At 59.8% G+C, this 23,702-nt stretch carries 22 protein-coding genes; 15 read left to right on the top strand and 7 right to left on the bottom strand.

Annotated features, from left to right (window positions below):
• Nucleotides 1–31 precede the first annotated feature (31 nt).
• Nucleotides 32–1,639, top strand: a complete 1,608-nt coding sequence (locus CR159_RS09180; protein WP_102073714.1) for a peptide chain release factor 3 — start codon at nt 32–34, stop codon at nt 1,637–1,639.
• Nucleotides 1,640–1,717: 78 nt separating this feature from the next.
• Nucleotides 1,718–2,368 (top strand): hypothetical protein, encoded by a 651-nt coding sequence (locus CR159_RS09175; protein WP_102073713.1) that lies wholly within the window; start codon nt 1,718–1,720, stop codon nt 2,366–2,368.
• 42 nt (nt 2,369–2,410) lie between these two features.
• On the opposite strand, the gene bfr is transcribed toward CR159_RS09175, so the two are convergent.
• From bfr to rpoN, 3 genes are all read right to left on the bottom strand, one after another.
• Nucleotides 2,411–2,890, bottom strand: coding sequence for a bacterioferritin (gene bfr / locus CR159_RS09170; protein ID WP_102073712.1), 480 nt, complete (start codon nt 2,888–2,890; stop codon nt 2,411–2,413).
• A gap of 356 nt (nt 2,891–3,246) precedes the next feature.
• Complete coding sequence (locus tag CR159_RS09165; protein ID WP_102073711.1) at nt 3,247–3,519, bottom strand: (2Fe-2S)-binding protein; 273 nt, start codon at nt 3,517–3,519, stop codon at nt 3,247–3,249.
• 122 nt (nt 3,520–3,641) lie between these two features.
• Entirely contained in the window at nt 3,642–5,063 is a 1,422-nt protein-coding gene (gene rpoN, locus CR159_RS09160) for an RNA polymerase factor sigma-54 (RefSeq protein WP_102073710.1), read from the bottom strand.
• Nucleotides 5,064–5,078: 15 nt separating this feature from the next.
• Between rpoN and CR159_RS09155 the strand changes: the two genes are divergently transcribed.
• From CR159_RS09155 to CR159_RS09140, 4 genes are all read left to right on the top strand, one after another.
• Nucleotides 5,079–5,645, top strand: a complete 567-nt coding sequence (locus CR159_RS09155; protein WP_102073709.1) for a hypothetical protein — start codon at nt 5,079–5,081, stop codon at nt 5,643–5,645.
• Between the two features lie 297 nt (nt 5,646–5,942).
• Nucleotides 5,943–7,634 (top strand): 2-isopropylmalate synthase, encoded by a 1,692-nt coding sequence (gene leuA / locus CR159_RS09150; RefSeq protein WP_102073708.1) that lies wholly within the window; start codon nt 5,943–5,945, stop codon nt 7,632–7,634.
• 146 nt (nt 7,635–7,780) lie between these two features.
• Complete coding sequence (locus tag CR159_RS09145; protein WP_102073707.1) at nt 7,781–8,056, top strand: hypothetical protein; 276 nt, start codon at nt 7,781–7,783, stop codon at nt 8,054–8,056.
• A 129-nt stretch (nt 8,057–8,185) separates the two neighbouring features.
• Entirely contained in the window at nt 8,186–9,082 is an 897-nt protein-coding gene (locus CR159_RS09140; protein WP_102073706.1) for a manganese catalase family protein, read from the top strand.
• A gap of 79 nt (nt 9,083–9,161) precedes the next feature.
• Here the strand turns inward: CR159_RS09140 and CR159_RS09135 are convergent, their stop codons facing one another.
• Nucleotides 9,162–9,656, bottom strand: coding sequence for a YciE/YciF ferroxidase family protein (locus tag CR159_RS09135; protein ID WP_102073705.1), 495 nt, complete (start codon nt 9,654–9,656; stop codon nt 9,162–9,164).
• Between the two features lie 122 nt (nt 9,657–9,778).
• Here CR159_RS09135 and CR159_RS09130 point away from each other — a divergent pair, with 122 nt between their 5' ends.
• Genes CR159_RS09130 through CR159_RS09115 form a run of 4 tightly spaced genes read left to right on the top strand, consistent with a single transcriptional unit; the run spans nt 9,779 to nt 13,835 of the window.
• Nucleotides 9,779–10,849: an ABC transporter ATP-binding protein gene (locus CR159_RS09130; RefSeq protein WP_102073704.1), complete on the top strand. Its 1,071-nt coding sequence runs from the start codon at nt 9,779–9,781 to the stop codon at nt 10,847–10,849.
• Between the two features lie 12 nt (nt 10,850–10,861).
• On the top strand, nt 10,862–12,157 hold the full coding sequence (locus tag CR159_RS09125) for an ABC transporter substrate-binding protein (protein ID WP_102073703.1): 1,296 nt from the start codon (nt 10,862–10,864) through the stop codon (nt 12,155–12,157).
• Nucleotides 12,158–12,162: 5 nt separating this feature from the next.
• Nucleotides 12,163–13,038: a carbohydrate ABC transporter permease gene (locus tag CR159_RS09120; protein ID WP_102073702.1), complete on the top strand. Its 876-nt coding sequence runs from the start codon at nt 12,163–12,165 to the stop codon at nt 13,036–13,038.
• Complete coding sequence (locus CR159_RS09115; RefSeq protein ID WP_102073701.1) at nt 13,035–13,835, top strand: carbohydrate ABC transporter permease; 801 nt, start codon at nt 13,035–13,037, stop codon at nt 13,833–13,835. Before CR159_RS09120 ends, CR159_RS09115 begins: the two co-directional genes overlap by 4 nt.
• Nucleotides 13,836–13,846: 11 nt before the next feature.
• Here CR159_RS09115 and CR159_RS09110 read toward each other — a convergent pair whose 3' ends face one another.
• Together CR159_RS09110 and CR159_RS09105 are read right to left on the bottom strand one after the other, a co-directional pair.
• On the bottom strand, nt 13,847–14,164 hold the full coding sequence (locus CR159_RS09110) for a hypothetical protein (protein WP_102073700.1): 318 nt from the start codon (nt 14,162–14,164) through the stop codon (nt 13,847–13,849).
• Between the two features lie 111 nt (nt 14,165–14,275).
• Entirely contained in the window at nt 14,276–14,623 is a 348-nt protein-coding gene (locus tag CR159_RS09105) for a DUF1840 domain-containing protein (RefSeq protein WP_102073699.1), read from the bottom strand.
• 106 nt (nt 14,624–14,729) lie between these two features.
• Here CR159_RS09105 and CR159_RS09100 point away from each other — a divergent pair, with 106 nt between their 5' ends.
• From CR159_RS09100 to CR159_RS09085, 4 genes are all read left to right on the top strand, one after another.
• On the top strand, nt 14,730–18,446 hold the full coding sequence (locus tag CR159_RS09100; protein ID WP_158238526.1) for a phospholipase effector Tle1 domain-containing protein: 3,717 nt from the start codon (nt 14,730–14,732) through the stop codon (nt 18,444–18,446).
• Nucleotides 18,447–18,613: 167 nt separating this feature from the next.
• Nucleotides 18,614–20,299: an arginine--tRNA ligase gene (gene argS / locus CR159_RS09095; RefSeq protein ID WP_102073697.1), complete on the top strand. Its 1,686-nt coding sequence runs from the start codon at nt 18,614–18,616 to the stop codon at nt 20,297–20,299.
• 8 nt (nt 20,300–20,307) lie between these two features.
• Nucleotides 20,308–20,988, top strand: a complete 681-nt coding sequence (locus CR159_RS09090; RefSeq protein WP_102073696.1) for an SPOR domain-containing protein — start codon at nt 20,308–20,310, stop codon at nt 20,986–20,988.
• Between the two features lie 82 nt (nt 20,989–21,070).
• Nucleotides 21,071–21,700, top strand: a complete 630-nt coding sequence (locus tag CR159_RS09085) for a thiol:disulfide interchange protein DsbA/DsbL (protein ID WP_102073695.1) — start codon at nt 21,071–21,073, stop codon at nt 21,698–21,700.
• 102 nt (nt 21,701–21,802) lie between these two features.
• Here CR159_RS09085 and metC read toward each other — a convergent pair whose 3' ends face one another.
• Nucleotides 21,803–23,002: a cystathionine beta-lyase gene (metC, locus tag CR159_RS09080; protein WP_102073694.1), complete on the bottom strand. Its 1,200-nt coding sequence runs from the start codon at nt 23,000–23,002 to the stop codon at nt 21,803–21,805.
• A gap of 62 nt (nt 23,003–23,064) precedes the next feature.
• Between metC and CR159_RS09075 the strand changes: the two genes are divergently transcribed.
• Nucleotides 23,065–23,691, top strand: coding sequence for a LysE family translocator (locus tag CR159_RS09075; RefSeq protein WP_102073693.1), 627 nt, complete (start codon nt 23,065–23,067; stop codon nt 23,689–23,691).
• Nucleotides 23,692–23,702: the final 11 nt, after the last annotated feature.

Below are 23,702 nucleotides of genomic sequence, written 5' to 3'. Positions count from 1 at the left end.
ACCCCTGGCGACACCACGCTAAAATCAGACTATGAGCATTACCCAAGAAGTCGCGCGACGACGCACATTTGCAATCATTTCCCACCCTGATGCAGGCAAGACCACGCTAACGGAAAAGCTGTTGCTGTTCGCGGGCGCCATCCAGATCGCCGGCAGCGTCAAGGCGCGCAAAGCTAGCCGCCATGCCTCCTCCGACTGGATGGAAATCGAAAAGCAACGCGGTATTTCGGTGGCCTCCTCGGTCATGCAAATGGAGTATCGCGACTGCGTGATCAACCTGCTCGACACTCCCGGCCACCAGGACTTCTCCGAAGACACCTATCGTGTGCTCACGGCGGTCGATGCAGCGCTTATGGTGATCGATGCCGCCAATGGCGTCGAGCCCCAGACCTTGCGCCTTCTGCAGGTTTGCCGGGCCCGCAATACGCCCATCATCACCTTCATCAACAAGCTCGACCGCGAAGTCCAGGAACCGCTAAATCTGCTTTCCGAGATTGAATCGCACCTGGGCATGGACGCGGTGCCGTTTTCCTGGCCGGTCGGCATGGGCAGGTCGTTTGGCGGCGTATTCGACATACGCCGCAACCGCATGCGCGTATTTCGCGCGGGGCAGGAACGCCGCGGCGACGGCGACGATCTGATCGAAGGCCTGGACAATCCGCTTATTGCCGCCAGGTTTGGCGACGCCTTTACCAAAGCCAATGAGGAAATCGAACTCATCAATGCGGCCGCCCCTGCCTTCGACGCCGACGCCTTCCTGGCGGGCAAGCAGACACCGGTTTTCTTTGGGTCCGCCATCAATAATTTCGGCGTCCAGGAGGTGCTGGACGCCTTGGTTGATTTTGCCCCGAAACCCGGTTCACGCACGGCATTGCAGCGCGAGGTGCAACCGGACGAACCCAAGTTCAGCGGCGTCGTCTTCAAGGTGCAGGCCAACATGGATCCAGCACACCGGGACCGCGTCGCGTTCATACGCGTCAGCTCCGGTCGGTTCGAGCGCGGCATGCGCTTGAAGATTTCCCGCACCGGCAAGGAAATGCGTCCGAATAATGTGGTGTCCTTCCTGTCGCAAAGGCGGGAGTTGCTGGACGAGGCCTACGCGGGCGACGTTATCGGCATCCCGAACCATGGGGTGCTGCACTTGGGCGATGTACTGACCGAAGGCGAAAACCTGCAGTTCACTGGCCTGCCTTTCTTCGCGCCTGAACTCTTTCAAGCTGTGGAAGTCAAAGATCCATTACGCATCAAGCAGTTGCGAGTCGGGTTGACACAGTTGGGCGAAGAAGGCGCCATTCAGGTGTTCCGTCCGGAAGCAGCGGGCGGCGCACTATTGCTGGGTGCCATCGGCCAACTGCAGTTCGAAGTCGTGGCCCACCGGCTAAAGACGGAATACGGTGTCGAAGCGCGCCTGATGCCATCGCGTTACAACATGGCACGTTGGATTACAGCCGCCGACCCTAAAGTATTGCGAAAATTCATGGACGCCAATGCCGCGAACATCGCTTACGATGTGGTCGATGCCGTGGCATTTTTAGCGAGTTCGCCGGCACAGCTGCGCGTTGCGCAAGAGCTCTATCCCGGGGTTGAATTCCACGCCATGCGTGAACACGGTGGCCAGGTTTTTGGGCAAAATGCATAAACGGCCGGACGGCCGCCTGCTTTTTTACCAAGGGTCCAGCTTATATACTGGGCTCTCTTTCCCAGACAGAGGGTAATAATGTCCTGGCGTTTTATATTTGCAATATTAGTCATCGCCGCTGGCGCTTCCGCCTGGGGCGGATTACGGCTGGGCGACTGGCTTGTAGCCCATGGGCCTATTGCGCCACCGGTCGTCGAAGACCCTTCCGCAATACTGGCCACTCCGGTGCTCGATGCCAATGGCTTGCCTTTCATGGCTCAACCACCCCAGCCGCTGGTCAACGGCCAGCAGGGCGTGCCTGATGTTCCCGACCAGATTGCCTGGGAAATTCCCGATCAATCATTGGATCAAACAAAGGCAACCGCGGCCATCGAACTGGCCACTACCACCATTACCATGGAAGAGGCGATGCAAATTGCCGAGGCCGGCACGGGTCAGTCGTTCCAGGGAATTGCCGACGTGGGCGATCTTGTCCTGGGCACAGGCGGAGCCAACCAGCCTTTGCAGCCTGTAGAAATGGCCCCGGCTCCTCCGCCACCGCCCATTGCCGGGACACCCGCCGCAGGCGGCAACCAAGCCTGGCAGGCCAGCCTGCGCCAGGACTTGCAGGCATGCAGCGCCCAAAGCTTCTTCGACAGGCCCAGTTGCGCATGGACGGCCCGCAATAAATACTGCGAACCGAACAATGCCTGGGGCCGCACGCCCGACTGCCCGGCAAAAAGTTTCTAAGCCGACAGCCCGGCGCGCTGTTGGCTAAGCAAACAGCACGCGCTAGTCGCTTAATTCGCCCATCTGGGACTGCAGGTAATTTTGCAGTCCCACTTTTTCGACCAATTCCATCTGCGTTTCCAACCAGTCGATGTGTTCTTCGGTGTCGTTCAGAATGTCCTGGAACAGGTCGCGCGACACGTAGTCGCGCACGCTTTCGCAATACGCCATGGCTTCTTTGACGGTTTCCTGGGCGCCGCTTTCCAGCCGGTGGTCACAGGAAAGTAGTTCAGGCACATTTTCACCGATCAGCAATTTGTGCAAGTCTTGCAGATTGGGCAAGCCATCCAGCATGAAGATGCGTTCGATCAGGCGATCGGCATGCTTCATTTCGCCTATCGATTCGTCGTACTCGTGCTTACCCAGTTTGTCGAAACCCCAATGGTTGAGCATGCGGGCATGGAGAAAATACTGATTGATCGCGGTGAGTTCGTTCTTAAGTTGTGCATTCAGATACTGAATAACGGTTTTATCGCCTTTCATGGCCATACTCCTGAGCAAAGGTGAGGATCGATAACAGCATCGAGCGCGCGCGCCGGCACATGCCAATAGGCGGTCGCGGCTGAATCCGCCTATAAGGCTAACACGACGACACCCGTATTTATCACAAGGATGATGGCCGGACAGCCGCACAGACGGCGTCTGTGCGGCATGGCCTGAGAATGGGAATGAATTGGTTTATTGATGCACTTTGTGACCACGTCGCGCGACAGTCAAGAAACATGCGGTTATGCCATGGCGATTGGGGAAATCGATGGACGGAATCGGCTTGAACCGAGGCAAAATAGCGCCGCCACACAAGATGCCCTGGCCTTGCGGCGAAATTGCAACCGGAAGTGTCAGGCCCGGCGAACCGCGACGGAAACCATGGCGGCAGCAGCAAGACTCGGGTCGTTGGCCGCATTGGCCACCAGCGTGCCCGCCTGCTGAGTGACGGTAGCTTGTCCGGCGTAGCGCCCGCCCGGCAGATATTCCTGCGCCGTATCGGCGCAGCAGCCGCAACATGTCGCGACCCCCAACTGACCCTGCAGGTCAGCCATGGAGGAAGCCCCGTCCGCTATAGCGGCCTGTACTTGACGCTCGGTGATGGCGTTACAGATGCAAATGAACATGAGAACAATTATTATCCAGGCACGGATAAAAATCAATCTCAATTAACAATTATTTACGCCAACGCCTTGTCTGGCGCGGCCGACCTCGTTCCGGACACTGGCCGACTTGCCCAGTGTGCCGCTCAGACTCCAGGAGGAGGCGTCCCCAGGGCGGCACGCGCCTTGCGCAGTATGGCCGGCTCAATGCCGGCAGCCTCACGGTATTTTGCAACGGTACGTCGTGCAATTACCACACCATGCTCGGCCAGGCGCAGCGCGATCTGGCTGTCGGATAGCGGTTTCTTGCTGGATTCCTCGCCCACGAGCTTGATGATCAATGAGCGCACTGCCGTTGCCGACGTGGATTCGCCATCATCGGTAAGCAGCGCGCCGCCGAAGAAGCGCTTGAGCTCGATGACGCCCCAGGGGCTCTGCAAATACTTTTGGCGGGTTGCGCGCGACACCGTGGATTCATGCAGCGCCAGTTCCTGCGCGATGTCGCGCAGCAGCAAGGGACGCATGGCGCTCAGGCCTTTCTCGAAATACTCCTGCTGCCGGTCAACGATAGCCTGCGTGACGCGCAAAATAGTGACAAAGCGCTGGTTCATGCTTTTTATAAGCCCTTGCGCCTGCTGAAGCTGGTTCTGCATGGCCGGCGCGGCCGCCGCCTGGTCCAGCAGGCTTTCGTATACCGAATTGATGCGCAGCTTGGGGACGACAGCCGGATTCAGGCTGGCCTGCCAGCGGTGCTTTACTTTGCGCACGATGACGTCGGGTGTCACGTAGTCGGCCAGGGACGTTGCCCAGTTACGCGCGGGACGCGGCTCGAGCTGCAACAGCAAGGTGTGCGCGGCGCGCAGCGTAGTCTGGTCGCAGGCCAGGGCATCGCGCAAACGGGCCAGGTTGCCGGATGCCAGCACTGCCAGATGATCGCGCGCAATGTGCATGGCGCAAGCAATGATTTCCGGAGCCACCGCAGCGCCGTCCGCCCGCTGCAGATGCCTGAGTTGAAGGCAAAGACAGTCGGACAGGGACAGGGCGGCCACGCCGGGCGGGTCGAAGGACTGCAACAGGCGCAAGGCCGCGCGCAGCTCGTCAATGTCGACGGCCAGCTCCGCGGGCAGGTATTCCAGGATATCGTCCAGCGGGGTGGGCAGGTAGCCGTTGGCGTCCAGTTCATCGATAAGCAGGGACACCAGTGCGCAGTCACGCGGCTGCGCCCGCGTCATGTGCAGTTGCTGAAGAAGATGGCCCTGCAAGGTCTCGGCCAGGGCCGTCTCGGGACGCATGGGATCGTCGTCGGCGTTATTATTGCTGGCCCGGTTCGCCGCGCCCAACACCGTCCAGCGTTCTTCCTGGGCCTGGCTGTCATCGGCTACCGTATCGGCGGCAACGGTGTCATACTCCTCTTCATGCTCCAGCATGGGGTTTTCAAGCAAGGCCTCGGCCAGTTCCAGCTCTATTTCCTGCGCCGACAATTGAAGGAATCGTATTGACTGCTGCAGCTGAGGAGTCAATGCCAATTGCTGATGCTGACGAAGTTCTAAAGACTGACGCGATTGCATTTTAAAATAAGCTATATGAAAACAAACACTCAACAACCAACCCGCCAGGACGCAGCCTTGTTACGTAACACGCTGCTCAAACTTACGGCTACGCAGAAAATACTGTGTGCCGTGGTCATCGTCCTGGTCGCCCTTATCTGGTACAAGCTGCTCAACCGCCTGGTAGCATTTGGCCGAGACATCGATTATGGCGGTTTACACACGCTAGGTGTCCAGACTATTGCACTGCTGAAACAATACAACCCATTTTTTTGGTGGGCCGTCGTGGCGCTGTGCACACTTATTATTGCCTATTTCCTTTATGGATTCGTACAAGGCACTCAACGGCGCGTGCGGATGAAGCAGGTCAGCGAAGAAACCGTGGCCATGCTGGCTCAGCAACTGTCCGCGCCAGCTCTTGAAGTGTTGCGCTGGGTCTGGGCCGACCGTCGCAACCCCATCACCGTGGGCGATCTGCAACAGACCTCTCACGAAATCAACCACGGCAGGGCGGCCAAGATTACGCTGGTGCGCCGCCATGCCGCCCTGATCGCGCCGCCAGTGGTCGTGGCGCCCCCGGAAAAAACCTTGCCAGAAACCTGAGACTATGGTTGACTATAGGTTATGAGACCCGAACACGCCACTCCCCATAACATCCGCCCCCGCAGCGACGCTGCCGGGCGGAAGTTACGTGTTCAGGGCGCTTATACGCGCCTTTCCTCTTCCCTCGCCCTATCGCTGCTACTACCGATCGGTTGCCGGACCTAGCGTCTCGTGGCAGTTCGGCAGCCTGTTCCAGCCACATCTTGTAGTCCCCCTTCACCGTTTTTTCATGAGCTCCTTCTTTCGATGCTCCGGTGAACACGCCATCAACGAATCAAATCAGCAAACAGGTGCCCCATGATTTCGAACCCATCAGACAAATATCGTCCATTTGTGCCGTTCACGCGCGATTTTTCCGAGCGTACCTGGCCGAGCAAGCGCATTACCCATCCACCGATCTGGATGAGCACCGATCTGCGAGACGGCAATCAGTCGCTTATCGAACCCATGAGCGTCGAACGCAAACTGCGTTTTTTCGAGCAGCTGGTGAAAATCGGATTCAAGGAAATCGAAGTGGGTTTTCCATCGGCTTCGCAGACCGACTTCGATTTCGTTCGCAAACTGGTCGATGAAAACCGCATTCCCGACGACGTCACCATTATCGCCCTGACGCAATCGCGCGAAGACCTGATTCGCCGTACGGTTGAATCAGCGGCCGGCGCAAAACAGGCCATTATCCACTTGTACAACGCATGCGCCCCGGCATTTCGCAAGATTGTCTTCAACATGAGCCGGGATGAAGTCAAGCAAATCGCGGTCGAAGGCACGCGTCTTGTCAAGGAATGCACCGGCCAACATCCCGAGACGTCCTGGCGCTATGAATACTCGCCTGAAGTGTTCAGCACCACCGAGCCGGAGTTTGCGCTGGACGTTTGCAATGCGGTTACCGAGGTGTGGCAACCCACGCCTGAATCCAAGATTATTTTCAACCTGCCCGCCACGATAGAAGCGACGACACCCAACTTGTACGCGGACCAGGTCGAATGGATGCACAACAACCTCAAGCAACGTGACTGCATCGTGCTCAGCGTGCACCCGCACAACGACCGGGGCACGGCGGTGGCCGCCGCCGAATTTGCCGTGATGGCGGGAGCCGACCGCATCGAAGGCTGCCTGTTCGGCAACGGCGAGCGCACCGGTAATGTCGACCTCGTCACGCTGGCACTGAATCTGTACACCCAAGGCATACACCCCGGCCTGGATTTCTCCGACATCGACGAAGTGCGCCGTTGCGTGGAGTATTGCAATCAGCTGCCCGTGCACCCCCGCCATCCCTACGCTGGCGACCTGGTGTTCACCGCCTTCTCGGGCTCGCACCAGGATGCCATCAAGAAAGGCTTTGCTCAGCAAAAGCCCGACACGTTGTGGGAAGTGCCTTACCTGCCCATCGACCCGGCCGACCTCGGGCGCAGCTACGATGCTGTCATACGGGTCAATAGCCAGTCGGGCAAGGGAGGCGTGTCTTACCTTCTCGAACAGGAGCACGGCTTGGTATTGCCGCGCCGCCTGCAAATTGAATTCAGCCGCGCCATTCAGCGCGTCACCGATGAAACCGGCTCCGAAGTTACCGCGGCGAAGGTGTACGATGTGTTTACCGAGGAATACCTGGATCGCGATCAGCCCTGGAAGCTTATCCGGCACCGCATCACGGGCAATCCCAAGGCCAACCCCGGCCAGCAGTTTGCCATCGAAGTGGAGCTCGAGGAAAACGGTGAAGTACGCCACTTGACCGGCGAAGGTGACGGCGCTATCTCGGCATTTGTCGATGCGCTGGATGCGGATGTCCGGATCATGGACTACCACGAGCATGCGATAGGCACCGGCACAAATACCCGCGCCGCATCGTATGTGGAAGTGCGCGTCGGCGATTCGCCTACCGGCTTCGGCGTGGGCATCCATGGCGATATCGTCACCGCTTCGTTCCTGGCCATACTGGGAGCGGTTAACCGGCATGCCGTGAGCACGCCGGCTGAAGCGCTGGCTGAATAGAACCGATCCCAGGGTTGTGGGCGGGCTTACGTCGCCGCGCCAGTTCGACGGTCCGCCAGTTCGACATAGAGTGCTCTGAGAGGGCAAGCTGCATCAGGTATGCAGCTTGCCCTCTTTCTTCGTGCCTACTTTTTTGGAGAGCCACCATGGATGAATCCACATCGCTGGATAGAACCGTAAGCAGCGGCAAGTCGCTGATCAAATCGATCAAGGAAGCCGACGCGCAGCGGGATGACTTTCCCGGGGAACACTTGATCGTGTTCGGTACCGGCCTGCTCTTGCTGTGGGCCGCGGCGCGCAGCCGCTCGACGCTGGGCCGGATACTGGCAGGCGCTGCGGGAAGCGCGGTCATTGGCAGGGCCGCCAGCGGCACCGGCGGCATTGCACGCGTCGCACGCATACTGAATGGTGGACGTCGATGACGTTCTTGCACTGCCCGTTGCCTTCACGGCATACGACTTGCTATCGACTTCGGGCTGCACAGTTCCTTCCTGGCGAAGCTTGAAGAGGCTGTGCAAATACCACTCAACGGTTAATTCAAGGAGTACCTCATGTTTCTCCACAACAAGCGGCTGCAATATACGGTGCGCGTCAGCGAATCCAACCCCGGCCTCGCGAATTTGATGCTCGAGCAGTTTGGCGGCCCACAGGGCGAGCTGGCCGCAGCCTGTCGCTACTTTACACAGGCGCTGGGCGAGGACGATCCGGGCCGCAAGGATATGTTGCTCGACATTGCCACTGAAGAACTCAGTCACCTGGAGATAATTGGCACCATCGTCGCCATGCTGAACAAAGGCGCCAAGGGCCGGCTGGCGGAAGGCGTTGAAGCGGAAGGCGAGCTCTATCGCTCGATCACCGGCGCCGGCAACGATTCCCACGTGACGCAGGTCCTGTACGGCGGCGGCCCCCCATTGGTCAATTCAGCAGGAGTGCCATGGTCCGCTGCCTATATCGACACCATCGGTGAACCCACGGCCGACTTGCGTTCCAACATTGCCGCGGAGGCCCGTGCGAAGATTGTCTACGAACGGTTGATCAACGTGACCGATGACCCAGGCATCAAGGACGCGCTCGGCTTTTTGATGACGCGCGAAGCCGCCCACCTCAAATCATTCGAGAAAGCGCTGTATGCAATCAGCCCCAACTTCCCGCCCGGAAAGATGCCTGTCGATCCCACCTATGCGACGAAGTACTTCAATATGTCCGGGGGTGATGGCGATATGCGCGGGTCATGGAACAGCGACGAGAACTTCGACTACGTCACCGACGGCGACCAGGAAATTCCGGCGGATGATGATGACGGCTTGCCTACGGTGGCCCTGAGCGAAAATGATAAAGCGACACTGGAAGCCATGGCGCTGCGCACCCAGTCCGACCCCAAGGTCGATCCGGTCACCGGCGTGGAGCTGGGTGAAGTAGACGGCGCCGCACTGGACAAGGAGGCCTAACCCCGCGGCAATGAAACCAACGCAGGCCCCTGACGAGGCCTGTATTGGTTTTCGGCGATTACACATCGCCAGAGACGTTTTACTTCTTCGCGGCCTCTTGATTACTTTCCGTCTCGGCAAGGACCGTCAACTTTTCATCGGTGGCCTTCTCTTCAGCCATCGTCTCTTTCAGCAGGCGGAAAGCGTCGTTCATGCCTAACTGCTTGGCGAATGTGCAAAGCGTGCCATAGCTGGCAATTTCGTAATGCTCGACTTTCTGGGCAGCGGCAATCAGCGCCGCGTCCAACACGGGGCCCTTCTCGATCTCGTCGATGACTTCCTTGCCCTCTTCGACCAGGCCTTCCATGGCGGCGCACTTCATGCGCTTTAATCTGATCTCCGACGTTTCGACAATCTGGTCTATGCGCTCGATCTGGCCCTGGGTTTCCTCCAGATGAGCGCGGAAGGCATCGGCAAGCTTGGGATTGGTGGCCGCCCGGGCCATCTTGGGCAATGCCTTGGTCAGCTGCTTTTCGGCGCTATAGATATCCGACAACATATGAATGAACAGATCCTTCAGGGTTTTAGAAGCCATGCCTATCTCCCGAACTGAGGTTTTTGGGAACTACGAGCAGGCTTGCGAGCAAACCCTATGCCCATCCAATCCTCGGGCAAACACTGTAATGACAGCACAATAGGCAGTGGTTAAGATGCACCATGTCTTCCATCACTCTCGATAACGTCAGCAAGCAATATGGTGGCGCAGCGCCCGCCGTCGATCGTGTCAGCTTCACGGTGGAGGCGGGCACGTTTACTGTTCTGCTGGGTCCTTCGGGTTGTGGAAAGTCGACCACGCTACGAATGATTGCCGGGCTCGACGAACCAAGCGCGGGGCGCATCCATATCGGTGGACGCGACGTTACAGAACTTGCTCCGGCACAGCGCAAAATCTCCATGGTTTTCCAGTCCTATGCCTTGTTTCCGCATTTGTCGGTCAAGGAGAACATTCTGTTCGGGCTGAAAGTGCGCAAGGAGCCAAAGTCCAACTACACGGGCCGCCTGAATCACGTGGCCCAGTTGCTGGGCCTGCAAAAATTGCTGGACCGCAAACCCTCCCAGCTATCCGGCGGGCAGCAGCAGCGCGTCGCCCTGGGCCGGGCCGTCATTTCGCAGGCGCCTGTTTGCCTGATGGACGAGCCCTTGTCAAACCTGGACGCACAACTACGGCATGAGATGCGCCGCGAGATTCGCGCGCTTCAACAGAGCCTGGGCATTACCATGGTCTATGTCACGCACGATCAGACCGAAGCCATGAGCATGGCCGATCACGTCGTGCTCCTGAATGGCGGCCGCATCGAGCAGAGCGATAGTCCGGATATGCTTTATTCAAATCCGGGCTCTGAGTTTTCCGCGCGTTTCATCGGCACTCCTCCCATGAACCTGTTGACATTGGATACCCGCAGTGGCGGCATCCAGGGCCGCGAGGACGCCAGACCGCTAAGCGGCATAGCGCCCGGTGCCGTGAAGCTGGGCCTGAGGCCGGAGCATATTTCCATACACGAAAACGGCGGAGTACCCGCCACGGTGGAGAGCGTCGAGTACTTCGGCGCTGATTCCATCGTCATTTGTAAAGTCGGCACCAGCAGCGGCATCGCGGTACGGGCTGCCGGCCACTTGCGGGCACAGCCCGGCGCCAGCATCAGGCTTCACTGGAACAACACGAATCAGCATTTCTTCGACGCCTCGGGCAAGGCGCTGACGCGCGAGCCCTTTACTTTTACCTCTTGACAGGAAAAAACCATGCGACGTACTTTGTTGAAAGCCTTGGCACTCAGCCTCGCAGGTGTCTTTTGTGCTGCCCCAGCCTGGTCCCAGGACAAGCCTGTGGAACTCGAGTTCTATTATCCCGTAGCCGTCGGCGGCCCCATCACCGGAATCGTCGACGGCATGGTCGACAAATTCGAAAAAGAGCACCCAAACGTCGAGATCAAGTCGATTTATGCGGGCTCTTACCAGGATTCGGTTGCCAAGGCGCTGACGGCGCACAAAGGCGGCAATGCCCCACAACTGGCGGTTCTGCTGTCCACCGACATGTTCACGCTGATTGACGAGGGGGCCGTCATCCCCTTCGATCCACTCGTGCAGACGGATGACGACAAGAAATGGCTTAACGGTTTTTACAAAAGCTTCATGGCCAACAGCCAGACCGGCGGCAAGACCTGGGGCATCCCGTTCCAGCGCTCGACTATCGTCATGTACTACAACAAAGACTTGTACAAGGCCGCCGGCCTGGACCCGGACAGCCCTGCGGCGAGCTGGACCGAACTGGTCAGCCATGCTGAAAAACTGACCAAGAAAGATGGCTCGGGGCAGGTGATGCAGTGGGGGCTGGAGATCCCTTCCGGCGGTAGCTTTGCCTATTGGCTGTTCCAGGCGCTGACGACGCCGAACGATGCCATCCTGATGAACGAGGCTGGCAATGAGGTCTACCTGGACAAGCCGGCGGTCATCGAGTCATTGCAGTTCTGGCACGACCTGGCCTACAAACACAAGGTCATGCCCCCCGGCACCATAGACTGGGGCACCACACCCAAGGATTTCCTGGTCGGCAAAACGGCAATCATGTGGACGACCACCGGCAACCTGACCAACGTGCGCAAGAATGCCAAGTTCGACTTCGGCGTAGCGCCCATGCCCAAAGCCAAACGCGGCGGCAGCCCGACCGGGGGCGGCAATTTCTATCTGTTCAAGTCCGCCACGCCCGAACAGCAGAAGGCAGCCTATACCTTTGTCAAATGGATGACCAGTCCGGAAAATGCAGCGGCCTGGAGCATCGCTACGGGTTATGTCGCGGTCACTCCCGCGGCCTGGGAAACGGCACAGATGAAAAGCTATGTGAAGGAAGTGCCTGCCGCTGCAGTCGCCCGGGATCAGCTTGAAGTGAGCGTGGCCGAATTCTCGACCCACGACAACCAGCGCATCACCAAGCTGCTCAATGACAATATCCAGGCAGTCCTGACCAACTCCAAATCGGCGGACCAGGCCATGAAAGATGCACAGCGCGATGCGGATCGGCTGCTGCGTTCCTATAAGTGAACAGGATGAAAGTATCGCTTCATGCGATATATGGCTGGCTGCTTCTGCTGCCAGCCATCGTGCTGCTCGCCGCCTTTACCCACTATCCCGCGCTGGCCACGCTGTGGCACAGTTTCTTTACCACGCCCAAAGCCAATCGGCCGGCCTCCTTCGTGGGCCTGGACAACTATGCGGCGATGCGCGACGACCCCGTGTTCTGGCAAGCCCTATGGAATAACCTTTTCTTCGCGCTGGGCACAATACCTACGTCGGTGGCGATTGCGTTGGTCATGGCCTTGTGGGTGAATCGGCAACTGGCGGGGCGCAGTTTCCTGCGGCTAGCCTATTTCACGCCCACCATCCTGCCCATGGTGGCCGTGGCCAATATCTGGCTATTCTTCTATACCCCGCAATACGGCCTTGTCGATCAGATTGCCGACATATTCAATCTTCCAGGCATGAACTGGCTGGGAAATCGTTCCACGGCCCTGCCGGCGCTCATGTTGGTGACCGTCTGGAAAGAAGCCGGTTTTTTCATGATCTTCTACCTGGCCGCGTTGCAGCAGATCTCGCCGTCGTTGCGTGAAGCGGCCCTGCTCGAAGGGGCTTCCCGCTGGCAGTACTTCTGGCGCGTACTGCTGCCGCTGCTCATGCCCACGACGCTGTTTGTCTTGATCAATGCGTTGATCAATGCATTTCGCCTGGTCGACCACGTACTGGTCATGACCAAGGGCGGCCCCGACAACGCCAGCACGCTGTTGCTGTTCTACATCTACGAGGTCGGCTTCAGCTACTGGGACACGTCGTACGCGGCCACGCTTTCGGTCGTCCTGCTGCTTATCCTGTCCATCACCGCCCTCCTGAAATTTCGCTGGCTGGACCGCCGGACCCACTATCAATGACCCATAAACTCGACACTATCGGTGCCTGGCTGCTGGGCATACTATGGTTCCTGCCGCTGGCCTATACGCTGTGGGCCGCCTTCCATCCCTCGGCGTATTCCACCCACTTCGACCTGACCGCGCCGCTGACACTGGAAAATTTCATTGCCGCCTGGAACGCGGCACCGTTCGCGCGTTATTTCCTGAACACCTTCATCCTTGTCACCATGGTGCTGGTCGCCCAATTCATCCTGTCGACATTGGCCGCGTATGCCTTCGCCCGCTTTGAATTCCGTGGCCGCGATTTTGTCTTCACGCTGGTATTGCTGCAATTGATGATCATGCCGGACGTACTCATTGTGGAGAACTACCGCCTGATGTCCTGGCTGGGCGTGCGCGACACTATTTTTGCCGTGGGCCTGCCCTATTTCGCGTCGGCCTTCGGCATATTCCTGTTGCGCCAGACCTTCAAGACCGTACCTCGCGAGCTTGAAGAAGCCGCACGCGTCGAAGGCGCCAGCCGCTGGCAAATACTCATGAAGGTCTATGTGCCGCTGGCCAAGCCGATTTACGTCGCCTACGGGCTGGTGTCGGTGAGCTATCACTGGAATAACTTCCTGTGGCCGTTGATAATCACGAACTCGGTGGAGTCACGGCCATTGACGGTGGGATTGCAGGTATTCGCATCGACGGACCAGGGCATAGACTGGTCCATCATCACCGCCGCCACACTGCTTAGCGCCGCGCCGCTGCTGATTGCCTTCCTGTTGTTTCAGCGGCAGTTCGTCCAGTCGTTCATGCGAGCCGGCATACGTTAGAGGTCGAGGCCCTAATACCCCACTACAAGCCCGGGAAGATCGACGGTTATTCGCGACTTTTCCAGCGCCATGGCAGCCTGCCGCGCGAATTCGCGTGCGGACTCGCCATCGTCCGAAAGCTTGGCATAACCCAGGGCGTCGGCCACGCCAAGAATCTTGTCCAGCATCAATACCTTGCCGCTGGCACGCAGAGGCTCGCAGCCCAGCCGCGTCCAAGTCGTTTCAAACCATTCGCGCGCCGCCGCGGAGGCGGCACCGCCGGGTTCGACGTCAACGGCCAGTTCGACCGATTGCCGGGCGTTGAAAATTACGGTTACCACACTGCGCATACGCACTCCATTCAAGCAGGTTGAAGACAAGGGCAAAGCGCAAGCGTACGCAAAGCCAGTACCACTGACTGTCACATGAATGACAATACCGCCGCTACCGCATTGTGCCTGCTACCAAGTGGGCGCCGGTTCCCAGATGACGTCGGCATCCTGTTCGCGTGAAAGCCGCAACATGGCCAGCAACGGAAAGGCACGGCGCCGGAAACTTACCGGTTGCGCAATGGGGTGCTCTTTCGAATCGTTGTCATCGTTGTGGTCGTCGGGGTACTCGGATTCGGAATCGGCGGAAATGGCGGCTTCGATGCCTTTGATGGCGGCGTCGAGCTGATCGCGCGTGATGACGCCCCGCTCGGGCAGCGTATCGGTGAAGGGCTTGCCTGCGGCCCGCAGTATAGGAAGGGCATGTTTCGAGAACATAAGCACTTCGGCAGCGGCCTTAGAGTGAAAGACAACTAGCATATTCGGTTTCCCTCAGTGGACACATCCATACACTACCCTAACTTCTGAATGCTGCCAAGCGGCACCATGGCAAGACTTGCTTCATCGGGTTCAAGGCTGAATGGTTATGTTCAGAATGTCATGTCATGTGCTCGTCTTGCTGGCCCTCTCCTGCGCGGCTTACGCCCAGGCGGCCGGCACTTGCGCGCCGTCGCTGCTGGGCCAGCCTTGCGCCGAAGGCGGTCTTGCCGTGGCCAGCCAGGCCGAGCCCACCCTGAACCTGGGCGTGGGCAACCCCATACACATCGTCACCGGCAACAAATACCAGCAGGAAATCGACCTGCCCGCCAACACCAGCGCCCCCGGCATCGAGATCGTACGTCACTACAACGCCCTGGACCGGCGCGCGTCAACAGTGGGGACGGGCTGGCAGCTATCCTATGACACCCGGCTTGCCTACGCCGGCAATCGCTGGCAAATCATCCAGGCAGACGGCAGCCGTATCGATTTTTCGGTTACGGCGGGTAAACCCGCTGACAACCAGCATGGCAAGCTCCAGTCCGCCGGCCAATATTGGATCTGGACGTGGCCCACGGGCAGGCAATTGTGGTTCAACACCACCGGCCACCTTGTGCGTCTTGATGCCGGTCGGCATCTGGCGCTGGATATTGAACGGAACCCTCAGCCCGGGCCGCTGGCCGGTACGATCAGTAAGGTCAGCAACAAGCAAGGCCAGACACTGTTTTTTTCCTATCGCATCGGCGGCGGGCGGGCCTACCTGGCTCATATCGATACAGCCCTGGGCCGCTTCCAGTACCACCACGAAGCTCCCGACATCGCCGCACCGGGCCTGCAGCGCCTGACGCGCATGACTCGGCCCGACGGCATGCAAAGGCGCTATCTGTACGAGCCGGCATTGCAGGCCGGCAATGCCGGGGTGCTCACCGGCATCGAAACCGCCTCGGCTAATACGCCGCAGGCAATACGCAGCAACACCTGGGGCTACGATGCCCAGGGAAGAGCGGTACTGTCCGCGCGTGGCGACCCCGCAAGCCAGGTCGACAGGATCAGCATCCGTTATGAGCGGCAGGCCACCGCGCATCAGTCGGGTCTCACTGTCGTCACCAATGCCGCTCAGCAGGAAACCCGTTTTGAAACAGCGATACGCGGCGGGCGCTTCGTGCTTGCCAACGTGATGGGGGTCGCGTGTCCCGGCTGCGCAGCGCCGGGAAGTTTGGCGCGCCATGACCACGACGGAAAGCTCATTGCGATCAACGGCACACGCTTGCAGCGGGATGCCGCCGGCCACATCCGCAAGCTGGAACCCCATGGCAGCGGCTGGCCCGGCCTGGCCCTGCACTATGGGCCGCTGGGCAACCGCGAAGCCTGGCATTCCGATGCCACGGGTACCGAGCGCATCACCTACAACAAGCAGTCCCTGCCGGCGCGGCGCACCTGGGCCAACGCGGACAGCGTGGACTACCACTACGACTCGCTGCGGCGCCCGGTCCGGCTGCTTGAAAACAATAAGGAGGGTACGCAGGAAACGACCCTGCGGTGGCGTGGAAGCCGTTTGGTGCATATCGGCCATCCCAATGAAACGGAGTCACGCCAGTACGACCGGCGCGGCCAACTGATACGCCGCAAGATTGAACGTGTGGCCGCCTCACCCGCCGCAGCGCTGCACTACACCGAGTCCTTCGAGTACGACGCGCAACGCCGGCTGACCCGGCACCATTTGCCCGAAGGCGGCTCGCTGGCCTATCGCTGGGGTGCCGGCGGCCGTTTGCTGGGCATCGTCTGGCACGACGCCCAAGGCGTGGCGCATGCCGTCATAAAAAGCACAGCGGGAAAGGACGGATATTGTCACGGAAACGGCCTGTGCCTGCGTACGGCCAATGACGGCCAGGGACAGGCCAGCCAATTAGCCGTTTACCGGGGTGACCAGGCAATATGGTCGCTGAATCATGCCTACGATCCGCAGGGCCGCCTGCATCACGAACATCACCGACTCACCGGCCAAAAAGCGGATATCAGCTGGCGCTACGCCTACGATGCGAAGTCCCGGCTTGTCGGTGCCCGGGGCGGACCCGTTTCCGATCCACCTGCCGCCACCGACGGGGCCAGCCTATGGTATGCGTGGAACGACGACGGATCGCTGGCGGCAAGCCGGAACAACGGCACGACGCACCGGCCTGCTTTCCGCCGCGATGCCTCAGGCTTGCCGCTGGCATTTGGCGATACCGTTCTTGAATACGGTCCCAATCGCCGTCTTACCGCCGTACACCGCCAGGGTAAAACGCTGGCCAGGTACCGGCACAATGCGTTTGGCCACCGTATTGTCCAGCACAGCGAACAGGGCCCTACCAACTATTTCTACTTGAACAATCAATTGGTTGCCGAATCACGCCCCGGCTTGGCGCCAACAAGCGTGAAGGCCGACGCCACGCCCAACATCACACGGCGCTATATCTACGCCCACCATGTACCGGTCGGTTTTATCGACTATACGGGCGGCGGCCCAGACACTGCACAACTCTTCGCCGTCCATGCCGATTTCCTTGGCGCGCCGCGCCTGGTGACCGACGCCCGCCAAGCGCTGCGCTGGCTAGCCGCCTATAGCCCCACCGGCGCCGCCACCCGCCTGGCTGGCGACCTTGCGCTGGACCTGCGCCTGCCCGGCCAGGTCTTCGATCACGCCACCGGCTGGCACGATAATGTAATGCGTACCTACCTGCCGGAAGCAGGACAGTACCTCGAGCCCGACCCCCTCGGGCCTATCCCCGAAAACCAGGCGTTCGGCTACGCCGACCAGCAGCCGCGCCGCTATGTCGACCCGCTGGGACTGGTGCTGTTCGCCTTCGACGGCACCCGCAATGGCCCGGATACGCTCAGCAATGTATGGAAGCTCAGCCAGGCGTACACAGACGGACCCGTCTACTATCACACCGGGCCGGGCAATTCCATGTATCTGGACTGGGACGGCGCCACCGGCTGGGATGCCCCGCAAATACTCGAGAACCAGTGGCAATCCTTGCTTAACGCACTGGAGCGGACGGCCAGTCGCAACGAGCGTCTGCCCATAGACATCATCGGCTATTCACGCGGAGCCGCGCTTGCCCGGCATTTCGGCAACCTGATCAACCAGCATACCCGCAACGGCCTGTTTTCTTATCGCGATGCGTCCAGGCCGGCCGTGTCCGCCTGCGTGGACCTTCGCTTCATGGGCCTGTTCGATACCGTGGCGCAGTTCGGCATTGCGGGTTCGCACAATGCCAATTACGACCTGACCATCGCACCGGCCTGGGCATGGGTGGCGCATGCCGTCGCCTTGCATGAGCGTCGCTGGCTATTTCCGCTGACTATCGCAAGCGATACCGAGGGTTACAACATCGTCGAGGCGCCTTTCATCGGTGCGCATGCCGATATCGGCGGAGGCGCCACACGCACGGATGACGGTCAGTCTTCCGTGCGCGGCGACCTCGCCGACGTGACGCTCAACTGGATGCTATGGCAGGCGCGCGCCGCCTCATTGCGCTTCGGTACCCTGGCGGAAGGCGACAGGGAAATCACGGATCCCATCCTGCACGATGGCCGCTCTTCCATCGCGCGATCACTGCAAAATGGCGACCGCCGCCTCAACCAGGCCGATGGCTCGCTGCTATTGAACTACCAGGACGACCATGACCGCTTGGGCCGCGCGCAGCGGGCCGCCACCGAGCCCATGATCGCGCGACCCGAGAATTGGCGCGCCCTGAATACCAGCGAAGTGGGTACGGTCGACCTGACGGGCTATGCGCAGTGGCTGCATGATGAACTGGGCTGGCAGGAGCTACCCACCTGAGCCGGTACCGCCACGCCACCGTTTCCGGCTAGCGTCGCGACGCAGCGCCGGAGAAATCACGCTATCATTTAGCCCTTCCCGGCGTTTTGCGTCTTTTCGGCGTTGATCACAGCGACCGACCAAGCCCCGCGCGGGCTTTGCTCCTTTCTTTTCAATTACTACGTCTTATGCTTCCTGGGCAACAACAACAACTTATTTCCCTGATACAGGCCGCCGTGGGCACTATTCTGCCCCAAGCCACGCCAGTCATTTTGCTTGAGCGCCCCAAGGTAGCCGCCCATGGCGACATTGCCTGCAACGTCGCCATGCAGCTGGCCAAGCCATCGAAGCGCAATCCACGCGAGCTGGCCCAGGAAATCGTGTCGGCGCTACTGGCCGACACGGCTACGCAGTCGTTGATCAGCTCGGCGGAAATTGCCGGACCCGGCTTTATCAATTTCAGGCTGTCCCCAACGGCACGGCAGGCGGTGCTGCATGCCATCGCCCAGGAAGGCCTTCGTTTCGGCCATCGCGAACCCAACCACGAGAAACTGATGGTGGAATTCGTGTCCGCCAACCCGACGGGACCCTTACATGTGGGGCACTCCCGCCAAGCCGCACTGGGCGATTCCATGTGCCGCCTATTTACATCGCAGGGCTACGACGTCACTCGCGAGTTCTACTATAACGACGCGGGCAATCAGATCGATAACCTGGCCATCAGTGTGCAGGCACGCGCCAAGGGCATCGCCCCCGACGCGCCCGATTTCCCGGCCGATGGGTACAAGGGCGACTACATCATGGATATCGCCCGCGACTTCCAGGCGGGTGCAACGGTGATCGGAACCGACGGAGTATCTGTCACCGCCACCACGAACCTCGACAGCCTCGATGACATCCGCTTGTTCGCCGTTGCCTACCTGCGTCGCGAACAGGACCTCGACTTGCAGGCCTTTGGCCTCAAATTCGATAACTACTACCTGGAAAGCTCGCTGTACACCAGCGGACGGGTCGAGAAAACCGTGCAGGCCCTCATCGCGGCCGGTCATACCTATGAAAGCGAAGGCGCGCTGTGGCTGCGCACGACGGAACTGGGCACGGGTGACGACAAAGACCGTGTCATGCGCAAGTCCGAAGGCGGCTATACCTATTTCGTTCCCGATGTGGCCTACCACGTCACCAAATGGGAACGGGGTTTTCACCGTGCCATCAACATCCAGGGTACCGACCACCACGGCACCATCGCACGCGTGCGTGCGGGCCTGCAGGGTCTCGAAACAGGAATCCCCAAGGACTTCCCGTCCTATGTCCTTCACAAGATGGTCAAGGTCGTACGCGAAGGAGCCGAGGTCAAGATCTCCAAACGCGCGGGCAGCTATGTCACCATGCGCGATCTTATCGACTGGGTAGGACAGGATGCCGTCCGATTCTTCCTGAGCCAACGGCGCGCCGACTCCGAATTCGTCTTCGACATCGACCTGGCCCTTTCAAAAAGCGAAGAAAACCCGGTGTACTATATCCAGTATGCGCACGCCCGGATTTGTTCCATGCTTGGCCAGTCCGCCCAGCTTGCAGACCAGATTGCTTCGGCGTCCGTCGACAAACTGGTGGCAGCGACTGAATTCGCACTGATGCAGCGCCTTGCCGAATACCCCAATACGCTTGCCCTGGCCGCCCAGGAACTGGCACCCCATCACCTGGCTTTCTGGCTGCGTGATTGCGCCGCCGATTTCCATGCCTGGTACAACGCCGAGCGAGTGCTGGTAGACGATGACCAGCTCAAGCTTGCCCGGCTGCGGCTCGCCCATGCCACCCGGCAAGTCATTGCCGGTGGCCTTGAACTACTTGGGGTCTCCGCCCCTGAAAGGATGTAACACCCTTTATGGCCCGCACTAGTCGCAAAACATCGAGTTCGAAGTCAGGCGGCAGTACCTTGTTCGGGGTGCTGGTAGGCCTTATATTGGGCCTGGCCGCGGCCGTGGCCGTGGCGCTCTTCGTCACCAAGGTGCCTATGCCCTTCGTAGACAAGGCCAGTCGCGATCCCGCCCAGACGCTCCTGCCCGACGTGCGCGACGCGCCAGACCCGAACCTGGGACTGTATGGCAAAAGCGGTCCTGCCGGCGTCTCGCCCACGGGCCCCACCGACACCGCGCCAGCACCTTTGCCCGGCATGCCGCCGGCCGGCGGCGCGGCGGGCACCGCGGCTCCCACCCCTCCGGACACTCTGGGCAACCTGATAGCCAGCCTGGGCAAGGCCGAACAACCGACCAAGCCGGCCACCCCGCCAAAGCCCGCCCCCGGGACCGAAGCACCGCCTAAAGTGGCCAATAGCCAGACAACCTACTATTTGCAAGCGGGTGCATTCCGGTCCGAAGACGATGCCGAAGCAGTCAAGGCCCAGATCCTTCTCATGGGCATGCCTGTCCAGGTACAGAAGGCGCAAGTGAATGGCTCCACCATCAATCGCGTGCGCGTCGGTCCATTCAAGGGCATCGACGAAATGAATCGCTCGCGGGCACGCCTGGGCGAGGAAAAAATTGCTTCATCGGTGATACGCCAATAAACCCGCGCGCGGCGCGGCGGACATGAACTTTTGCCCGCCGCGCCAGTCTTATGTGTACTTGTATTGTTCTGGAATTAAATATATGTCGTTAAAAAACCTGCTTCTACGTACAGTTGCCATTATCGCCCTCGGTTCAGGCACGCTTTTCGTTCCCGCCGCACAGGCTCAAGCCAACAAGGGCTATGTCACGATCGAGCCCGCACAACCGTCCGATACGACGGGCAAGATAGAAGTACTCGAGTTTTTCGCATATAGCTGCCCACACTGCAACACCCTTGAACCCATGGTGCAAGCCTGGGCCAAGACCTTGCCGGAAAATGTCGTCCTCAAGCCGGTACCGGTGGCGTTCAATGCCAGCATGGCCGACCTTCAAAAGCTGTATTACTCGCTCGAAAGCCTGAACCGGCTAGACCTGCACCCCGAGGTATTCAAAGCCATTCACGGCGAACGCAAGCGCATTTATGACGCCAAGGCGATCACCGACTGGGTGGTAAGCAAGGGCGTCGACCGCAAATCCTTCGAAGATGTGTTCAATTCCTTCGGCCTGCAGTCCAAGGTGGCACGCGCCAACGAACTGGCCAAGGCCTATAACATCGAAGGCACGCCAAGCATTGCCGTGGGCGGCAAGTACGTAACGTCACCGACCATGACCAACAGCTACGAGGCCACCATCAACCAGGCGCAGAAGCTGGTCGAGATGGCCAGTAAATAACTGGCAGTTCAATGTGTAAACCGGAAGGGGCCTGCAAGGCCCCTTTTCCATGTCCAGGCGCTTTACCGCCTGGAGCATCAACACGCCTGGCGTGGCCGCCGCCTAGGCCGCTGCGGCCTGGTCCAGCGCCTGGCTCAGGTCGGCAATAAGATCCTGGGTCGACTCCAGGCCTATATGCAGCCGGACGATCGCATTCTCGCTGGGCGTCCAGTACCCGTGCACGTCAAGGGCGCCATGGTCGACCAACTGCACCAGGCTTTCAAAGCCGCCCCACGAGAACCCGATACCGAAGAGGGTTAAGGCGTCGACAAAGCGATGCGCAGCGGCGTCACCCAGCTTCAGCTCCACAGCGAGCATGCCATTGGAGCCCGTGCAGTCCCGCTGCCATATGGCATGGCCGGGATCGGAGGGCAAGGCCGGGTGATAGAGGCGCACGAGCTCCGGGCGTGAACTGAAGAAGTCGCATATTTCCAGGGCGTTCCGGGCGGTCTGGCGCATGCGTATCGGCAGTGTACGAACGCCGCGTATGGCGAGCCATGCGTCATCGGCACTGATGGAATATCCCATGGCATAGTGCGTGTCGTTGATGCGCTGAATCAAGGCGGGGTCCCTGGCCATGACGGCGCCCAGCATCAGGTCGGAGTGGCCACCGACGTATTTGGTGCCGGCCACGATGGAAATATCGGCGCCCAGCTCCAGCGGACGATAGATGTAGCCCGACCCCCAGGTATTGTCGACAGCCAGGATCAGCTTATGTTCACGGGCGAAGGCGGCCAGCGCCGGAATATCCAGCATTTCAAACAATAGCGATCCTGGGGACTCCACATACAGCACCCGCGTATTCGGACGCAATTGCGCTTTCAGTGCGGCCGGCGTAGCCCGGCAGTAAGACACCTCAATATCCATACGGCCCAGCACAACCTTATCCAGGTAGCGCACCGGTCCATAGCAGCAGTCGGCCACCAGCACATGGTCCCGGCTATTGAGCGTGCTGAAAAAAGCCAGGGTAATGGCCGCCATACCCGATGAAGCAAGAAAGGCCCGTTCGGCACCCTCGAGCTTGCAGAAAACGTCCTCCAACGCCGCGTGCGTATCCATCCCGACACGGCCATACGTCACGCTGCGTTCGCCCTTGGCCTTGGCCTGCTGGGCCCGCTTCAACGCGTCGAGATTCTGAAAGCGCACTGTGCTGGTCCGCACTGCCGGCAAGGCAACCGGCGCCGCCCCGTGGACAGGATCGAATTCACCGATTCCGGTATGTTGCAGCAGCGTGTCAAGATCGGCAGGAATAGAATTGGCCATGGCGTATGTTAAAAATCCGGAAGGAGCGACGGGCTCAATGCTCAAGGATACCAAGAATCATCATGCTGACCTTTGAAGTGGCTGTCTCTTTTTTTGGCATCGCCGTATTGCTGGCCCTCACCCCCGGCCCCGACAATTTGTTCGTGCTGATGCAATCGGCCCTGTGGGGGCGAGGATCGGGAATGCTGGTGGTGCTTGGACTTTGTACCGGACTGATCGGACATACCGTGGCCGTGACCGCGGGACTGGCCGCCGTGTTCGCCACTTCGGAGGCCGCCTTTACCGTATTGAAGCTGGCCGGCGCCGTGTATCTGCTCTATCTGGCGTGGGGAGCATTGCGGGCACCTGGCGGCGTCGATGCGCAGGCAAAGCCCGTCCGGCAAAGCAAGGGTCAGCTTTATCGCCGGGGCATCCTGATGAACCTGACAAATCCCAAGGTATCGCTGTTCTTCCTGGCCTTCCTGCCTCAATTCACCGATACCGCGCGCGGATCTGTCGCGATGCAAACGCTGGCCCTGGGCGGGCTCTTCATGCTGGCAACGCTACTGGTGTTTGGCGCCATTGCACTGTGCTCCGGCATGTTGGGCGAACGCGTTCAGCAATCGCAACGCGCCCAGCGGCTGCTTAACCGTGTCGCCGGCGTCGTATTCCTGGGGCTGGCACTACGGCTGGTCTATATGCAGCGCTGACCAGCCAGCCA

The organism is Pollutimonas subterranea, assembly GCF_002849655.1.
GTDB classification, from domain to species: domain Bacteria; phylum Pseudomonadota; class Gammaproteobacteria; order Burkholderiales; family Burkholderiaceae_B; genus Pollutimonas; species Pollutimonas subterranea.
The sequence above is the reverse complement of the archived record's forward strand: the minus strand, read 5'-3'. Positions and strand labels throughout refer to the sequence as shown.